The organism is Serratia sp. CY33802, from assembly GCF_052169095.1.
In the GTDB taxonomy this organism is placed as follows: Bacteria; Pseudomonadota; Gammaproteobacteria; order Enterobacterales; family Enterobacteriaceae; genus Serratia; species Serratia bockelmannii.
On sequence record NZ_JBJNLL010000009.1, the window covers coordinates 68,611 to 83,535 of the forward strand.

General features: G+C 64.2%; 12 protein-coding genes. 2 read left to right on the forward strand and 10 right to left on the reverse strand.

Going from position 1 to position 14,925, the window contains the following annotated elements; translation table 11 throughout:
• Positions 1 to 27: 27 nt before the first annotated feature.
• Entirely contained in the window at positions 28 to 825 is a 798-nt protein-coding gene (locus tag ACJ8HA_RS21220; protein ID WP_025304600.1) for an SDR family NAD(P)-dependent oxidoreductase, read from the reverse strand.
• A gap of 53 nt (positions 826 to 878) precedes the next feature.
• The gene (locus ACJ8HA_RS21225) at positions 879 to 1,889 is read right to left on the reverse strand and encodes an aldo/keto reductase (protein WP_025304599.1); all 1,011 of its coding nucleotides are present in this window, start codon (positions 1,887 to 1,889) and stop codon (positions 879 to 881) included.
• A gap of 141 nt (positions 1,890 to 2,030) precedes the next feature.
• Here ACJ8HA_RS21225 and ACJ8HA_RS21230 point away from each other — a divergent pair, with 141 nt between their 5' ends.
• On the forward strand, positions 2,031 to 2,930 hold the full coding sequence (locus ACJ8HA_RS21230) for a LysR substrate-binding domain-containing protein (RefSeq protein ID WP_025304598.1): 900 nt from the start codon (positions 2,031 to 2,033) through the stop codon (positions 2,928 to 2,930).
• A gap of 33 nt (positions 2,931 to 2,963) precedes the next feature.
• On the opposite strand, the gene ACJ8HA_RS21235 is transcribed toward ACJ8HA_RS21230, so the two are convergent.
• Genes ACJ8HA_RS21235 through ACJ8HA_RS21245 form a run of 3 tightly spaced genes read right to left on the reverse strand, consistent with a single transcriptional unit; the run spans position 2,964 to position 9,336 of the window.
• The gene (locus ACJ8HA_RS21235) at positions 2,964 to 5,156 is read right to left on the reverse strand and encodes a virulence factor SrfC family protein (RefSeq protein ID WP_442515500.1); all 2,193 of its coding nucleotides are present in this window, start codon (positions 5,154 to 5,156) and stop codon (positions 2,964 to 2,966) included.
• Entirely contained in the window at positions 5,153 to 8,098 is a 2,946-nt protein-coding gene (locus ACJ8HA_RS21240) for a virulence factor SrfB (protein WP_442515513.1), read from the reverse strand. Before ACJ8HA_RS21240 ends, ACJ8HA_RS21235 begins: the two co-directional genes overlap by 4 nt.
• On the reverse strand, positions 8,098 to 9,336 hold the full coding sequence (locus tag ACJ8HA_RS21245) for an SrfA family protein (RefSeq protein WP_025304595.1): 1,239 nt from the start codon (positions 9,334 to 9,336) through the stop codon (positions 8,098 to 8,100). Before ACJ8HA_RS21245 ends, ACJ8HA_RS21240 begins: the two co-directional genes overlap by 1 nt.
• 297 nt (positions 9,337 to 9,633) lie before the next feature.
• On the opposite strand from ACJ8HA_RS21245, the gene ACJ8HA_RS21250 reads away from it, so the two are divergent.
• Positions 9,634 to 10,548 (forward strand): DMT family transporter, encoded by a 915-nt coding sequence (locus ACJ8HA_RS21250; protein ID WP_043139032.1) that lies wholly within the window; start codon positions 9,634 to 9,636, stop codon positions 10,546 to 10,548.
• Here the strand turns inward: ACJ8HA_RS21250 and pdxR are convergent.
• The 5 genes from pdxR to ACJ8HA_RS21275 form a co-directional block, all read right to left on the reverse strand.
• Positions 10,545 to 12,038: a MocR-like pyridoxine biosynthesis transcription factor PdxR gene (gene pdxR / locus ACJ8HA_RS21255; RefSeq protein WP_442515501.1), complete on the reverse strand. Its 1,494-nt coding sequence runs from the start codon at positions 12,036 to 12,038 to the stop codon at positions 10,545 to 10,547. The genes ACJ8HA_RS21250 and pdxR overlap by 4 nt on opposite strands.
• A gap of 79 nt (positions 12,039 to 12,117) precedes the next feature.
• Positions 12,118 to 12,741, reverse strand: coding sequence for a helix-turn-helix transcriptional regulator (locus tag ACJ8HA_RS21260; protein WP_043139025.1), 624 nt, complete (start codon positions 12,739 to 12,741; stop codon positions 12,118 to 12,120).
• 109 nt (positions 12,742 to 12,850) lie between these two features.
• Positions 12,851 to 13,381 (reverse strand): fimbrial protein, encoded by a 531-nt coding sequence (locus tag ACJ8HA_RS21265; protein WP_230203414.1) that lies wholly within the window; start codon positions 13,379 to 13,381, stop codon positions 12,851 to 12,853.
• Positions 13,382 to 13,389: 8 nt separating this feature from the next.
• Complete coding sequence (locus ACJ8HA_RS21270; RefSeq protein ID WP_049209137.1) at positions 13,390 to 14,334, reverse strand: fimbrial protein; 945 nt, start codon at positions 14,332 to 14,334, stop codon at positions 13,390 to 13,392.
• On the reverse strand, positions 14,312 to 14,923 hold the full coding sequence (locus ACJ8HA_RS21275; protein ID WP_060448478.1) for a fimbrial protein: 612 nt from the start codon (positions 14,921 to 14,923) through the stop codon (positions 14,312 to 14,314). Before ACJ8HA_RS21275 ends, ACJ8HA_RS21270 begins: the two co-directional genes overlap by 23 nt.
• Positions 14,924 to 14,925 lie beyond the last annotated feature (2 nt).

Consider the following 14,925-nt stretch of genomic DNA (forward strand, 5'->3'; position numbering starts at 1 on the left):
CTCTTAATATCGGTTTCGGATACAGGGTTACATTGCCAGCGTATCTACGACGCCGCCGTCAACGCGCAGCGCCGCGCCGGTGGTGGCCGAAGACAGCGGAGACGCGAGGTAAACGGCCAGGTTGGCCACTTCATCGACGTCCGCCGCGCGCTGAATGATGGAGCTTGGGCGTTCGGTTTTAACGAACTCGTCGGCCTGATCGCGTGCGCTGCGCCCGGATTTGGCCGCCGCATCCGCCAGCATTTCTTGCAGGCCTTCGGTAAAGGTTGGCCCCGGCAGGATGGCGTTGACCGTCACACCGGTGCCGGCGAGGCGTTTCGCCAGGCCGTGAGACACCGCCAGGTTGGCGCTTTTGGTGACGCCGTAGTTGATCATGTCCGCCGGGATGGCGACGCCGGATTCGGACGACACGAAAATAATGCGTCCCCAACCCTGCTCGGTCATGCTCCGCGCATAGTGGCGCGCAAGACGCACGCCCGAGAGGACGTTGACGTTATAGAAGTGCATCCACTCGCTGTCGGGCACGGTAAAGAAGTCTTTATCGTTGAAAATGCCCAGGTTGTTGATCAGCACGTCGGCTTTCGGTTCCGCGGCGAACAGGGTGGCAGCCCCTTGTTCCGTCCCGAGATCTGCGACCACGCCGCGCACCTGCGCGCCGGGCACGTTGGCGCTGATGTCGGCGATAGCGTTATCGACCCCGGTTTTCTGACGGCCGACGATCACGACGGTGGCGCCCGTTTTGGCGAGCCCGCGCGCGATGCCGAGGCCGATGCCGGAGGTGGAGCCGCTGACGACGGCGACTTTGCCTGATAGATCCAGTTTCATCATGTATCTCATCGAGTTAATGGGGGTAATGGGGCGATGCGGCCCCATAAAACTTAACGAATCGGCAGCGGCGCGTTGTCGGCCACCAGTTTCTGACGGCGCATTTCGGCCCAGAATTCAGCCGGGATAACGGCGTCCAGCGCAGCCAGATCTTCGGCCATGCGGCCAGGGCGGCTCGAACCGGGGATCACGGCGGCGACCGCCGGGTTAGCCAGCGAGAACTGCAGCGCGGCGGCTTTGACGTCGACCTGGAAGCGAGCGGCGATCGCCTTGATTTGCGCCACTTTCGCCAACACCGCCGGGGATGCTTTCTGGTATTCGTAGTGCTCGCCACCGGCCAGCACGCCAGAGTTGTAAGGGCCGCCGACGACAATGTCGACGTTGCTCGCCAGGGCTTCCGGCATCAAACGCTGCAGGGCGCGTTCATGATCCAGCAGGCTGTAACGGCCGGCCAGCAGGAAGGCATCCGGCTGCGTTTCGCTCAGACCCAGCGCCAGTTCACAAGGCTCGACGCGGTTGACGCCGAGGCCCCAGGCCTTGATCACCCCTTCTTCACGCAGACGGGTCAGCGCGCGGAAAGCGCCGGTGCGAGCGATGTTGAACTGCTCAATCCAGTTGTCGCCGTAAAAGTCCTGGGCCGGATCGTGGATCCAGACGATGTCCAGACGGTCGGTTTTCAGGCGCTTCAGGCTGTCTTCAATGGAACGCAGCGTGGCGTCGGCGGAGTAGTCGTTGACGATCTTGTTCTTCAAACCGTGTTCGAACAAACCGCCTTTCTCACCCAGATCGCGGGCGGAGGTGTCTTCTTCTTCGTCCAGCATGATGCGGCCCACTTTGGTGCTCAGCACATACTCGTCGCGTGGGTATTGCGACAGCACTTCACCCATGCGGATTTCCGACAGGCCGGAACCGTAGAGCGGCGCGGTGTCGAAGTAGCGGATGCCCAGATCCCAGGCGCCGCTGACGGTGGCTTGCACGTCCTCTTGCGGGATGTTGCGGAACATATTGCCGAGCGGCGCGCCGCCCAAACCGATCTTGCCGGGTAAAATATTTTTGATGCTCATAGTCGATCCTCAATACGTTATCTTTTCAGGGAAACTTATGGGGCTCATACCTGTCTGCCCCGTCACGAGGCTAAAGATAACGTGGCAAGTTGTGACTTGATAGGACATAATTCGTCTAAGTTAAGTCCTTTGAGGTCTCACATGATCGATTTACGTCAGTTGAAATACTTTGTCGCGGTGGCGGAAGAGGAGCACGTCGGCCGCGCCGCCGAACGGCTGCACATTTCCCAGTCCCCACTGAGCAGGCAGATTTCCCAGCTTGAGGAGCGCCTCGGGTTGATGCTGTTTGAGCGCAATCAGCAGCGCATCCGCCTGACGGCCGACGGCCAGACGTTTCTGGCCGAAACCCGCGCGCTATTGACGCACGCCAACCGGCTTGAGTCGCTCGGGCGCCGCCTGGGACGGGGGGAAGACGGCGGGCTGTGCATCGGCTATATCGAAAATGCGATGCACTCCGGCGTTTTGTCGAACGCATTGCGGGCGCTGCGGGTGTCCCGGCCGGATGTGCACATCGTGCTTTACAGTCAGCCTTCTTCCATGCAGCTCGAAGGGCTGCGGCAGCGTAGCCTGGACGTGGCGCTGGTCAATACGGCGCCGGATCGCGACGATCAGGATTTGGACTATACGCAGGTGTTAGACGATCGCATGCTGCTGGCCCTGCCGCAGACGCATCCGCTGGCTGAAAGGGAGACGCTGCAGCCGGCGGATCTCACCGATCAGGCCTGGATCTCGGTGATCCACAAAGAGGATGCCCATTCGCGCGACGACTTCGTGGCGGCCTGCGTGAAGGCCGGGTTTGATCCGGATATTCGGCTGGAAGCGGGCGAGCCGCTGACCGCGCTGGGGCTGGTCGCCGCCGGGTTGGGGATGACGCTGATCCAGCACAGCCTGCGGCATAACGCGCCGCAGGGCGTGGTGCTGCGCGAGCTGCCCTGGATGCAATACACCACGCAGCTGTGGGCAGTGTGGCACAAGGCCAACCTGCGCCCGCTGGTCACCCATTTTCGCGAAGTGATGTCGGCCGGGCCGGCCTGCCACTGATTACGCGGCGGCGCCCGGCCCGGATTGCGCCCGCTACGGCACAGCGCGCAGGGTGGCGACGATCGCCGCCAGGTCGGCGCGCTGCTCGTCTGCCAGCGCGGGCTGCGCCTGCGCGGCATTCTCCGCCAGCAGGGTTTGCAGGCCGATCAGCCAGTCATAGATATAAAACGCGGTATTCTTGGTCGGCGTCGGCGCCAGCCGGGTTAGCCGCTGCTGGCCGCTCCAATCCACCGCCGGCTGCGGCGGCGGGGTAAAGATCGGCTGGCCGGGATTGACGCGGCTTTCGGGGCGCGTTGCCACATCGCGCCGCGGGAAGCCGAGCCAGGCGACGAAGTCGCCCAGTAGCGCCAGCGCCTGACTGATCTGCCGATCTTCACCCTGTTCCGGCAGGCCCCCGGCGCACAGTGCGCGCTCCAGTTCGTCGTCGAGCCGCAGGCGGCAGGCGGCGCCGATCAGCGCATCGACCAGCAATTCCAGGTGTGGTTTCTCGACGCCGAGCAGATCCAGCAACCGGCGGCTGTCCGGCAGCGCACGCAGATGATTGACCCAGTCTGCGAAGATCCGTGCGGCAAAAGGCGATGCGGGCTGCTCGCCGGGCGCCGCAGGGTCTTGCTCGCCGAACAGATCGATATCCAGCCCGAACGGTGAAGGCGCCATCGTCGGAACCGGTGCGGTGTGCTGCTGTTGCTGATAAAGCTGGCGCAGCGTATCGCGCTGGGGTAGCAACCGCTCCAGCAGTTCGCCGTGGCGGCCGGCCTGTGCCTGCAGTGCGCGCAGCAGCTGCTGCGCGCGTTGCTGCGTCGCGTGCGGATCGGCGGCGGTGAGCCAGTTGCCGAGCAGGCTTTCCGTCAGCTCGCGCTGCAATTCCTCACGCTGTTCGAGCAGGCGCGCTTGCTTGTGGGCCGGACGCGCCTGAGCGGCCAGGTAGTTCACCATGCGGCGACAGTCCTGTTCATCCAGCGCCAGCAGCGTGGCCCAGCTGTCGCCGGGCTCGCCGACCTGACGCTGGACGGCGTCGTCGGGCCGTGCTTTGCCTTTCTGACGCGAGTCGAACGGCGTGATTGCCCAGATTAAACCGGGCTTGCGGCGTTGGCGCAGCGCCGGGGTTTCCCCCTGGGTGTGGTTGACCCAATCGCCGAGCGCCTGGCCGACGCGCGCGGCGTCCTGCGGCGTGGCGGCGGCATCGGTCACCAGCAGCAGATTGGCGTGCAGGCCGTCGGCGCAACGGGCCAGTAAATGGGCGCGCTTCGCCTGCTGCAGACGCTGCGCCGGCTCCGCCTGCGGACAGCTGCGGCTGCCGGGCAGGTCGATCAGCGCCACGTCGGCGGGCAAGCCTGCCTGCGCCGTTTGCGGCAGCAGGGTGGTCACTTCTGCGGTCAGCCAGGCCAGATCGCTCAGTGCGATCTCCCGTTCATCGCCGTTTTCGGTCATGACGGCGATCGTGGCGTTTTCCGGTGCGGCGCTTGCGGTCAGCAGCGCCAACGCGTGGCGCGGGGCATGAACCTGTCGGCTGCCGCCGAGGGTATGCAGCGCGTGCGCCAACTGGCGATAACGCGCCGTCAACGTCGCCTCCTCTCCCCACAGCGGTGCAAACAGGCGCGCGCGATCGTCGATGCTCAGCTGCGGCGCCAGCGCCACGGCCTGCGGCCAGAAGTGCCTGTCGAGCGTGGGTTGCTCTTTGCCGCCGTGGCGGCGTTGGTTGTCCCACAGCGCCAGCACGGCGTTGCCATCGAGGCCATCGAGGGCGACGGCTTGGCGGTGGCGCGCCAACGCTTGCAAATGGCTGGCGATGGCGCGGGCGTCCCAGTCCGGGCGAAAGCCGCGCATCGCGGCGGCGTCGATCGTAATGGCCAACCACTGCGCTTCGTTGAGCAGCGCGAGGGCGATCGGATAATCGGCGGGCCCCGTTTCGGCCGCCGTGCAGTAGCGCACCGCGAGCGACAGGTCCGCGTTGAAGCGTTTGGCGCCAGGCGCCAGCGCCGCCAGCAGATGGGCCTTGGCGGCGGCGTTGTGGCCATACAAACCGATGGCGACCTGCGCAGGCCGGGTGTTTTCCAACTGGACGGCGCGGTTATGGCAACCGCGCAGACGCAGCGTCAGGCGATCGGCTTCCCGCTCCAGGCGGGCGGATTGTCGGCGTGTGGCGTCCACCCAGTCGATCGCCTGCACAATGCCGGCGCTGAGCGCGTTATTCGGAGCCGCTGGGGCAAAGGTGTGCGTTTTCATCGTGGGTAAATGCTCCCGCTGTCTATCCAGTAGTGGGTCGCACCGGAGGCGCTGGCAGCCAGGGTATTGAGTTTCAGTTGCAGGTGGTGAGCCGGGACGGGGCTGCCGTCGGCCAGCACCGCCTGCGCGATCTTGACGCTTTCGGCGCCCTGTTCGGCGCTGGCGGTGATGGCCAGACGCAGGCCGATCACCGCGTCGCCGGCCAGCTTGCGCGCCAGCTGGGCGTCATTGATGGTCAGCGTATAGAGCGGGGAGGCCGGCCAACGTTCGTTGTCCAACTGGCGGAAGCCCAGACGCAGTGGGCCGCGCAGCTGGAAGCTGACGGCGGGATCGAGCGCGAAATCGGCGCGATCCAGATCGATATCGCGGTAATAGACGTTATCGTCCGCCAGCATGTTGTTGCCGTCCAGCATGCCCAGATAGCGAATGGTGGAGTAGGGCTGGAAATCGCCGACGTTGAAGTAAAAGCTCTCCAGCCGCAGATCGATCGCCAGCAGGCACAGCATGGCGCCCACGGCAGCGGTGGATTTCGGGTTGTCGATGCGGCCGCGTTTGTTGAACGGGTACCAGCTGCGGGTGTGATACCCCTCGAGCGGCAGAATGCGGCTGGCGGGCAGCGGCTGCAGGTGGCGCAGCAGCGCCTGCACGCCGGGGAAGCGCGCCGGGCGGCCGGTCAGCAGCAGCACGTCGCAGGTATACAGCGCCACCACTTCGGCCAGCAGGCGCAGGCAGCGGCCGATGCCGATGCGATCGGACAAGAAGGCGGCGTGCAGATCGGCCAGGCGGGTCACCAGCGGGGTGTGCAGAATATCGAAGGCGTCGCTGTCGGCTTCGCGCTGCACTTCGCCGTTGATAAACGCCAGCACCTGCGGCGTCGGCGGCTGCGGCAGCAGATCGCCGAGGTTGGCGGCGATTTCCGCCCGGCTGTCCAGCGGATCGTACTGCTCATAGGCACCGAGCAGCGCGCGCCCGGCGGGCATGAAGATCTGCAGCGCGGCCTGCTGACGCAGGGTGGAAAGCCCGTCCATGCGCCCTTCGTTGCCGAACAGTTTGTCCATCAGCGCCGCGGCGGCGTTCACGCCGGCGGCTTCGAACGCCTGTTGCACGGCGGGCAGAACAAATTGCTGGATGATGTCCAGCAAGATATCGTCGCCGGCGACCTTAAAGCCCTCGCGGAACAGCAGGCGCGGGTTGATTTTGATGTTGTTGCCTACGCCGTCATCGAGCGAGTAGTGCGTGATCGCCAGATCGGTGGTGCCGCCGCCGATGTCGATGGAGGCGATGCGCAACGTCTTGCCGGGCTGTTCACCCGGCGCCAGCGGCCGATCGGGCCGCGCCATGGCGGCGAAGAAGGCGTCGGTGCGGCCGGCGAAGTTCACCTGGGTTTCGTTGTACAGATAGACCATCTGGCCGCAGGTGGCTTCGTCCCACTCGATCTGCACTTGCGGCGCCGGGAAGCGGGTGTGCTCGCCGTTGAACGGCGCATCCTGCGGGTGCCAGCCGAGGGCTTTCCATACCAGCCCAATCGCTTCCTGCATGCGGCGGCGGAAGATCTCGCGCTCCGGCTTCGGCATCGCCGAAGGCAGCGTCAGGATGATGGCGCGTAAACGGCGCGGGGCGGCGGCGTTCGGCATGCGGCTGCGTTGGGCGATGCTGTTGATCTGCATCAGCGCCTGCGCCAACAGCTCGCTCAACATCAGGCTCATCACCGCACTGCGGCTGTAATGGGCGGCGAACACCGGCAGCCGTTCGGCCGTCGGCAGGGCGGACAGCGGCACGCCCTCATCGTTGATCAGGGTGGTCAACGGCGCGGCGGCGGCCATCGGCTCGTGCCGCTCGTTGAAGCGCCAGCCGGGCGCATAGCGCTCTTCGTCCCACAGATAACGCCGTGGGCTGGAGATGCCGGTGATGCCTTCATGCCCTTCGCGTCGCTGCGCCAATTGCGCGGCTTCACGGCCGACGCGGGTGATGGACGGCCATTGGAAGGCATCGTCGCGTCCGCTCTGGAAGGACAGATGCGGCTTGCCGAACGCGGCCCGAGAAAACTCCACCCGGCTCTCGAACAGTTCGTTGTAGACCTGATGCGGTTCGGACAGCGAGCGCAGCTGCAGCTCATAGGTTTGCTTCAGGCCGTTGCTCTCTTCCGGATGGTCCTCGACCAGCACGCCGCAGGTGTGAGAATTGCCGACGTCCAGCACCAGATCGACGTCGATCGCCGGTTGTTGCAGCGTCGCCGCCACCATTTTTATCTGCGGCACCGTCAGCTGATGGCCGAGCATGTGCAACAGGTTGAGGTAGTGCGCCTGATACTCGAAGGTTTTCAGCCCGGCGTTGATCTCCGCCTCGGCGCGCTGTTCCCGCTCGGCGGCGCGCTGGCTGAACGCCTCGCGCAGCCAGCCGTCCACCCAGGTCAGGTCGAGGAACTCGCCCAGCTCGTGGTTGCGGTGCGCCAGCGTGAAGTTCAGCCCGGTGCCGAGATCGCTTTCGCCCGGCGCCAATGCTTCCTGACCGGGCGCGGCGGCGCGGGTGTCGAAGGCCAGCACCACGCGCAGCAGGTTACCGTCCTGATCCGGCTCATCCAACTGCACCACCTGCAGACGTGCCCAGTTATCCGGGCCCGATAAAAACATTCCCGAGGTGGTGTAGCGCAGGAACGGCAACGGCAGCCAGAGCTTATCCAGCAGGTGCAGCGACTGCTGCAGCGGATAGCTGAACTCCGGCCGCACCACTTCGGCGGCCTGGTCGCCCACGGCCGGCAACTGGTATTTGCCGCTCTCGGCCTCCCATTGCAGGCGCAGCAGCGGGCCGCTGGCGGTCTTGCGCACGAATTTGCCGGGAAACTCGGCGTCCAGCCGCGGCGTCAGGGCAAAGTCCAGAAACTGAATGCCGCTGTCCTGAATCAGCGTAATGCCGTGTTTGTAGTCAGTGAGGGGGGCCAGCATCATTTACTCTCGCGCTTGAACGTCATGGGATAGGTGGTGTCCGCATCGTAGCGGCCGGTGCACTCCGCCGCGCCGGTCTCGCCTTGGCGGCAGACGATTTCCGGGATCTGATAGCGGCTGCCGTCGCTGCAGCGCGCCTTGGTGCGGCTGTTGATCACCAGATTGCCGGACTGCATCAGGCCGGCTTCGACCGCGACCCGACAGGTGACGCCGTCGCCGTAGGCGATGATGGCGTTGCCTTTGCCCGCGTTCAGGCGGTATTGCAGGCTGGGGCGTTTGCCGGTGATCGGATCTTTCAGCGCCACCGTGGCGCGCCATTTGCCGTTAAGGAAACGGGTGGAGCCAGCCTTCACCGCCTCGGGTGGCAGCACCAGCGCATTTTTGTCCAGCGGTTGCGGGATGGTCGGCGCCGGGGGCGGCGGCATCAGCGTGGCGTGCGCCAGCGGCAAGCGCAGCTTAGGCAATGGCGCGGCGGTTTTTTCCGGTGGTGCCGGAGGGTGCACCTCAGCCGGCATCGCCGGTTGCGGCGTCGGTGAGCGGTGCAGCCAGGCGGCCAGCGCCGCACTGCCTAACAGCAGTACCGGTAACAGCCACAGCGCGTGGCGCCGACGCGGGCGCACGACGGCAGGGGATTCGACGGGGGCCGCCGGAGCGAGCACCGGTTCAGGCTCGGCGGCCGGTGTTGGTTTTGCCGGTTCAACAACGGCCGGCTTGCGTGGTGCGGCGGCGATCGGCGCCGGTTTTTCCACTTCCGATTCGAGCGGGCGCAGGCAGGCTAACGGATCGTCCGGGCTCTGCGCCTGCGGTTTGATAAAGCCCCAAAAGGTCAGCACCGGTCGGTCGTCTACCAGGTAGACGTGGTTGGGATCGGGAATATGCATCGCTTTGGCCAGCAGCGCGCCGAACAGGCGGTGGCTGGGATGATCGGTCGCCCGGGTCTGTTCCGTCAGGCTGCGGAAGGTCGCCAGACAGTGTTCCAGGTGGCGCACCGCCTGCGCGCGCTGGGCGTCGCTTGCCGCCAGCCAGGAGGTCACCTTTCCCGGGAAGGGCGCATACCAGTCGATGCGGGTGCCGCTTTCGTTCGGCTGGGGGATCGCCAGACAGTCGGCGGCCTGCGGCTGCCGGCGAAGACGCAGGGTTTCCCGAAGCTGCTGCGCGCAGGCGTAGATCGGTTGCCCGTTCTCGCCTAAAGCGAGCACATCATCCAAACTGCCACTGCGTAAGAAGGGTTTCACCACGGCACCGCACCTTGTCCTGTTCTGCAAAAACGCATAAAAGTCCATGATACCCCGCAGGCGGCGGCGCCAAACGGCCAAGGACAGCCCGAAAAACGCCCTTCTTCGGCGTTAGCGATGCGCTTTGGCAACCGGCACAGTGAAAATCTCGCTATCTGGACCTGTCCGTGAGCCGCTTTATCTGAAAAATAGAACGCAACCCCGGCAAGCGACGCCGGGGAATGCTGTTCTCTTTCACTATGACCTCGCCTCGCGGGTTGCCGATTTCGGTATGCCTCAGGCGTGCGGAGCGTTCGCATCATGGACAGTCAGTCTGAAAAAACTCTCGTTGTTACCCCCGCTCATCCCGTTGTCGGGCATTCCGCTCAGGGCTGGATGAACGGCTTCCTCGGCATGATTATCTTCAGCGGCTCGCTGCCCGCCACGCGGGTGGCGGTGCTGGAGCTCGATCCGCTGTTTCTGACGGCGGTCAGGGCGGCGATCGCCGCCTTGCTGGCCCTGTGCGCGTTGCTGATCACCCGCCAGGCGCGGCCGACGTGGGCCGATTTGCCGCCGCTGCTGTTTGTGGCGCTCGGCGTGGTCATCGGCTTCCCGCTGCTGACGGCGCTGGCGCTGCAGCACACCACCTCGGCGCATTCGCTGGTGTATATCGGCCTGCTGCCGCTGGCGACCGCCGGTTTTGGCGTCTTGCGCGGCGGAGAGCGGCCCAAGCCCGCTTTTTGGGCCTTTTCCGGTATCGGGGCCGCGCTGGTGGGGGCGTTCGCGCTGAGCCAGGAAAGCGGCGGTGCCTGGCAGGGGGATGCGCTGATGATCGGCGCGGTGCTGCTGTGCGGTCTGGGTTATGCCGAAGGGGCGGTGCTGTCGCGCCGGATCGGTGGCTGGCAGGTGATCTCCTGGGCGCTGGTGGTCGCCTTGCCGTTGACGCTGGTGGCGGCGTGGTGGGCGGCGCCGGCCACTTGGCCTGCCGTCAGCGGTGCCGCCTGGCTGTCGCTGGTGTACGTCTCGGTGTTCAGCATGTGGATTGGGTTTATCTTCTGGTATCGCGGCCTGGCGCAGGGCGGCATCGCCGCCGTCGGGCAGCTGCAGCTGCTGCAGCCGTTCTTCGGCCTGATGCTGGCGGCCTGGCTGCTGCAGGAAACCGTTCAGCCGATGATGATCGCCGTGATGGCCGGCGTGGTGGTTTGCGTGTTCGGCGCCAAGCGTTTTTCCCGCTAGGCGCCGCTGCCGGCGCAGGCCAGGATCACTTCGCCGAGCCGTTTCACCGCCTGCTGTACCTGGCGATCATGGTAACCGCCCAATCCCAGCACCAGACCCGGCTCACCGTGGCCGGGCGCATACATCGGCGACACCGCCCGCAGCGCCAACCCGGCTTCGTTGGCGCACTGGGCGACCCGCACGTCATCGAGATCTTTCCTCAGCCACAGCACCATGTGCATGCCCTGATCGCAGGGCTGCACTACCGCCAAATCGGCGGGGATATGCGTGTTGATCGCCTCGATCAGCACCCGGCGTTTCTCGGCGTAGACGCCGCGCATTTTGCGGATATGCCGGTCGAGATACCCTTCGGCGATAAAGGCGGCCAGTACGTGTTGATCCGCGCTGGGCGGGTGACGATCCATCAGGATCCGCGCGCCGCAAAAGGCGTCGACCAGCGGCGGCGGCACGATGGCGTAACCCAGCCGCAGCGAAGGGAACAGCACCTTGCTGAAGGTGCCGAGATAAAGCGTCCGCTCGGGCGCCAACCCTTGTAGCGAGGGGAACGGGTGGCCGGCGTAGCGCATCTCGCTGTCGTAATCGTCTTCCACGATCCAGGCCTGCCGCTCTTTGGCCCAGGCCAGCAGGGCGCTTCTTTTCGCCATGCTCATCGGCATGCCCAGCGGGTATTGATGCGACGGCGTGACAAAGGCGGCGCGGGCGTCGGCGGCCAGACGCATGCCGGCGGCGACGTCGATGCCGTCGTTAGCGACGGGTACCCTGATCATGTGCCGATCGCGAAACAGGCTGTTAAAAAGGGCGGTGATGCCGGCGTAGGCGGGGTTCTCGACCCAGGCGCTGTCGCCGGCGTCCAGCAGGATCTGCGCGGCCAGATACAGTCCTTGCTGGGTGCCGGCGGTGATGAGGATTTGCTGCGGCGTGCAATTTACCGAGCGGGAACGGCGCACATAGTCGCAGATGGCTTCGCGCAGCGGCAACGCGCCCAGCGGATCGCCGTAGCCCGACGGGGCGCCGGGGCCGCGCGCCCGGATGCGGTTGCCGAGCCGCCGCCAGATATCGTCGGGCGCGGTATCGCCGATCGGCACCGAGACGGTGAACGGCACCGGCGGCAGCGCCCGCACCTGGGCGGCGAAGCGCGCCAGATGCTGCGCCTGTGAAGAAAGCGGAACCGCTACCGCCGAACTCGCCTGTACCGTGGCGCGTGGCGTGCGGCGCGGCGCCTGATAGTGGGCAACCCGGGTGCCGGAACCGGGTTGCGGTTCGAGAAAGCCTTCCGCCGTCAGCTGAGCAAAGGCCTCCAATACCGTGCCGCGCGCCAGATTCAGCGCCGCCGACAGCCGGCGTGTCGAAGGCAGCAGATCGCCCGCTTTCAGATCGCCTTTGTGGATAGCCCGGCGCAGGGCCTGCGCCAGCTGGTGGCTAAGCTGCCCCGCCTGGCGGTCAATCTCGCCGAGGGCGGGGACGTCAACGACTTGGGCTGTTCTGGGCATGTATTCCGGCTCGCTTTGCAGTACAAAAATGAGTATTCAGAGTAAACCACTCTGATATCACTCGCGAGCCTGTTGTCGCTCAGCTTAGCCCCCGCTGATTCAGCAGCACCTTATTCAACTCGCTGTTTTTACGCACGTTAAGCTTGCGCATCGCCGAACGCTTATGGGCGCTGATGGTTTTCTGGCTGCGCTGCAGCAGGCCGGCGATGCTGCAGGCGGACATGCCGCTGCTCATCAAACCCAGCACCTTTTTTTCGCAGTGGCTGAGCGCGGCGATGCGGCAGGCCTGGCATTTCCACAGGCCGGCGGCGTGCAGCGCCACCCACGGATGCTGGATGAACTTTTCCAGCGCCATCTGCAGCTTGAGACGGATGGCATAGGCCGAATCGCGCCGATGGATGCTGAACAGCGGCGGCAGGTTTTTCACCTGTTGCTGGGTCGTGTCGTCGAGGATCAGCAGGGTCAGCTGCCGCTGGCGCGGGATGCCGTAGGCGCTCTGGTAGCAGCAGGCGCAACCCCAGCGCTCTTCCGGCGTGCGAAACACGATTTCGATGTTATCCAACGCCTGCAGCGCCAGCGGCGAGAACTGCGGGTACAGACGCTGGCATTCGTTCAGGGAGTGCAGATAGTCCTGCAGCAGCAGACGCAGCCCCTGCTGGTAGAAGTTATCGCTGTCGAACAGCGTGAAGCGAATATCTGGCATGGGTGGCTCCTTAAAAGGGCCGTGGCACCGCGCCGGAGCGAACGGTGACGGCCCATTGCCGGCGTTCGCGCGCCGGTCGTTTTCCTGATTTCCCTGGGGTGGTGCGGGCTTATTGGTACGCCAGCACAAAATTGGCGACGGACGTGAATTCGCCTTCGGTAAGGGTTTTATCTTTAATCGCGCTCGGCCGCGCCTGGACATAGGCGCTGAACCTCAGGGCATTGGGTCCGTCTTGCAATGTCACCGCATCAGCCGGCGTACCCAGATCAATCGCTTTGCCCGCACCGTCGAACAGCGCGATGGCGGCGCCGTTGGCGCCATTGTTGATCGCCAGTTTGCCCGGCAGTTCGGCATCTTCAGTGCCGGTAAAGGTGGCGGTGACTGATTTGAAAACGGCGGTTTTACAGTCGGTTAAGCGAATGGAAAATGACACGGGGTTGGTATGGCCGTAGTGGTACAACGTTTTGATCAACACCGTATCCATCTCGACGGTTTGGTGAAGAGACTGCGGGTCGATATTGCAGGGCCTGCTTACCACGGAACCGAAAAAGTCTATTTCCTTATTTTCCGCCGCGACTGCGGAGGAAAATAGAAAACCGATGCCGCACAGAGCGGTGATTGTCCGATAGCTATTCATCATCACCCCCCTTAAATATAATTAATCAGCAAGATTACGGTCTTGCGGAAATTGCCTTCCTGTCCTTCCCCGGTGGCCTGCAATGAGGCGCTGTAGGATTTTTGCACCTGATCGCGACCATTCATGTCGGCGAAACTGTCGAACTGATTGTATTTAATCCATTTGGGGTTGGAATTATCGTGGATGCGCAAGGTTGAACCATTATCCATATTCAAGCCGGTAGCGTCGGTCAGCGTGCCGTTTTTCACCATGAAATTGGCGTCCAGCGCGAAGCTGTCGCTGCAGCCGTTTTTGCGGATCAAGATGCTGAAATCCTTGCTCGCTACGGTGCCCGCATTGGGTTTCCAGGTGGGGATTTCACCGAAATCAACGCCTTCCGGGGTTGAAAGCTCCACCGACGCGGCGCACTGGATGACTTTGATCTTATCCAACCCGGTTAGGGTGAAACGGTAATTTTTCCCTGGGTGGACGTTGATGCCGCCTACGCCATCGAGCTGAAAAACGGCGATCTGGCTGGCGCCTCCCGCGATGATTTCTCCGGTTTTTTGCAAATACACCTGGTAATTGACGTGACCGAGCTCCCGTTGCTTGGGGGTACGAAACATATCGGTTTGTACCCGGGAATTGATCAGGCCAAGATCCTGGCCGTTATAAATCACCCCCATGGAGATGCCGGCGGCGAATTGCCGGTTATCCGGATTGGGATAGAAATAAACCCATTCCCCTTTGGGTTTGCTGGAGTGCGCCCAGCACATAACGTCGCGGCTCATCGGTTTAGAGGTCCAAAGCCGGCTGCCGACCGGTAAGGTGGCCGGTATTGTCAACCGGCCAATATCCTCGCTCTCTTCGGTAATGCCGTTCTCGGTATTCAGGTGGCATTCCAGCGCCTGAGCGCCGAATGGCGTCGCCAGGCAACCCAGCAACGCCAGGCGTTTATAAATAGACCAACTGGACATGCACCACTCCTTTGAATTGGTTTGCTTCGATGAACTGACGGGTTGATTCCAACTGAGCGCTGAACCACAACGTATTGCCGCCGGGCTGCAAGACATAGGGGGCGCCGGGTTGGTTGAGGGACAATGCGCGGCCCCGTTGATCTTTCAGCCGCAGGCCAACGCCTTGTACGCCGCCGTGCAGCTTCAGCAACTGCGGATTGTCGGGATCGCTTTCACCGAGGAACACCAGCGTGGCGGCCTGCTCCCCCCGCAGGTAGAGCAGGCCGGCATCGCCATTGCGCATCCCGGCCGGATTGTCTGCCAGCGCCCTGGCGCCCAGCAGGCAATGGTTAAAGGCGAGACGAAAACGTACCGGCGCGCTTTGATCGCCGACATGCCGGAAGGCGATCGTACCGATCTCACCGAGATCGACCGACTGATCGCGGCTATCCGGCGCCAGGCTGCAGGGGGAGCTCAGCAGAGCGCCCTGAAAACCGACGGTGCCGCTGGTGCCCTGAACCTCTCCCGGCGGAGAGGCCATTGTGGCGCCGTTGCCGAGCAGCAAGGCGCCGATCAGCAGAGGCCGCAGGCGGCCGGTGAAGTCAGCCATGC

What these genes read in the sequence shown, in the direction of transcription:
- ACJ8HA_RS21240 (WP_442515513.1), bottom strand. Translation starts at nt 8,098, where the DNA reads ATGCTGGCCCCCCTCACTGACTACAAACACGGCATTACGCTGATTCAG.
- ACJ8HA_RS21230 (WP_025304598.1), top strand. Translation starts at nt 2,031, where the DNA reads ATGATCGATTTACGTCAGTTGAAATACTTTGTCGCGGTGGCGGAAGAG.
- ACJ8HA_RS21250 (WP_043139032.1), top strand. Translation starts at nt 9,634, where the DNA reads ATGGACAGTCAGTCTGAAAAAACTCTCGTTGTTACCCCCGCTCATCCC.
- ACJ8HA_RS21235 (WP_442515500.1), bottom strand. Translation starts at nt 5,156, where the DNA reads ATGAAAACGCACACCTTTGCCCCAGCGGCTCCGAATAACGCGCTCAGC.
- ACJ8HA_RS21260 (WP_043139025.1), bottom strand. Translation starts at nt 12,741, where the DNA reads ATGCCAGATATTCGCTTCACGCTGTTCGACAGCGATAACTTCTACCAG.
- ACJ8HA_RS21275 (WP_060448478.1), bottom strand. Translation starts at nt 14,923, where the DNA reads ATGGCTGACTTCACCGGCCGCCTGCGGCCTCTGCTGATCGGCGCCTTG.
- pdxR (WP_442515501.1), bottom strand. Translation starts at nt 12,038, where the DNA reads ATGCCCAGAACAGCCCAAGTCGTTGACGTCCCCGCCCTCGGCGAGATT.
- ACJ8HA_RS21225 (WP_025304599.1), bottom strand. Translation starts at nt 1,889, where the DNA reads ATGAGCATCAAAAATATTTTACCCGGCAAGATCGGTTTGGGCGGCGCG.
- ACJ8HA_RS21220 (WP_025304600.1), bottom strand. Translation starts at nt 825, where the DNA reads ATGAAACTGGATCTATCAGGCAAAGTCGCCGTCGTCAGCGGCTCCACC.
- ACJ8HA_RS21265 (WP_230203414.1), bottom strand. Translation starts at nt 13,381, where the DNA reads ATGATGAATAGCTATCGGACAATCACCGCTCTGTGCGGCATCGGTTTT.
- ACJ8HA_RS21270 (WP_049209137.1), bottom strand. Translation starts at nt 14,334, where the DNA reads ATGTCCAGTTGGTCTATTTATAAACGCCTGGCGTTGCTGGGTTGCCTG.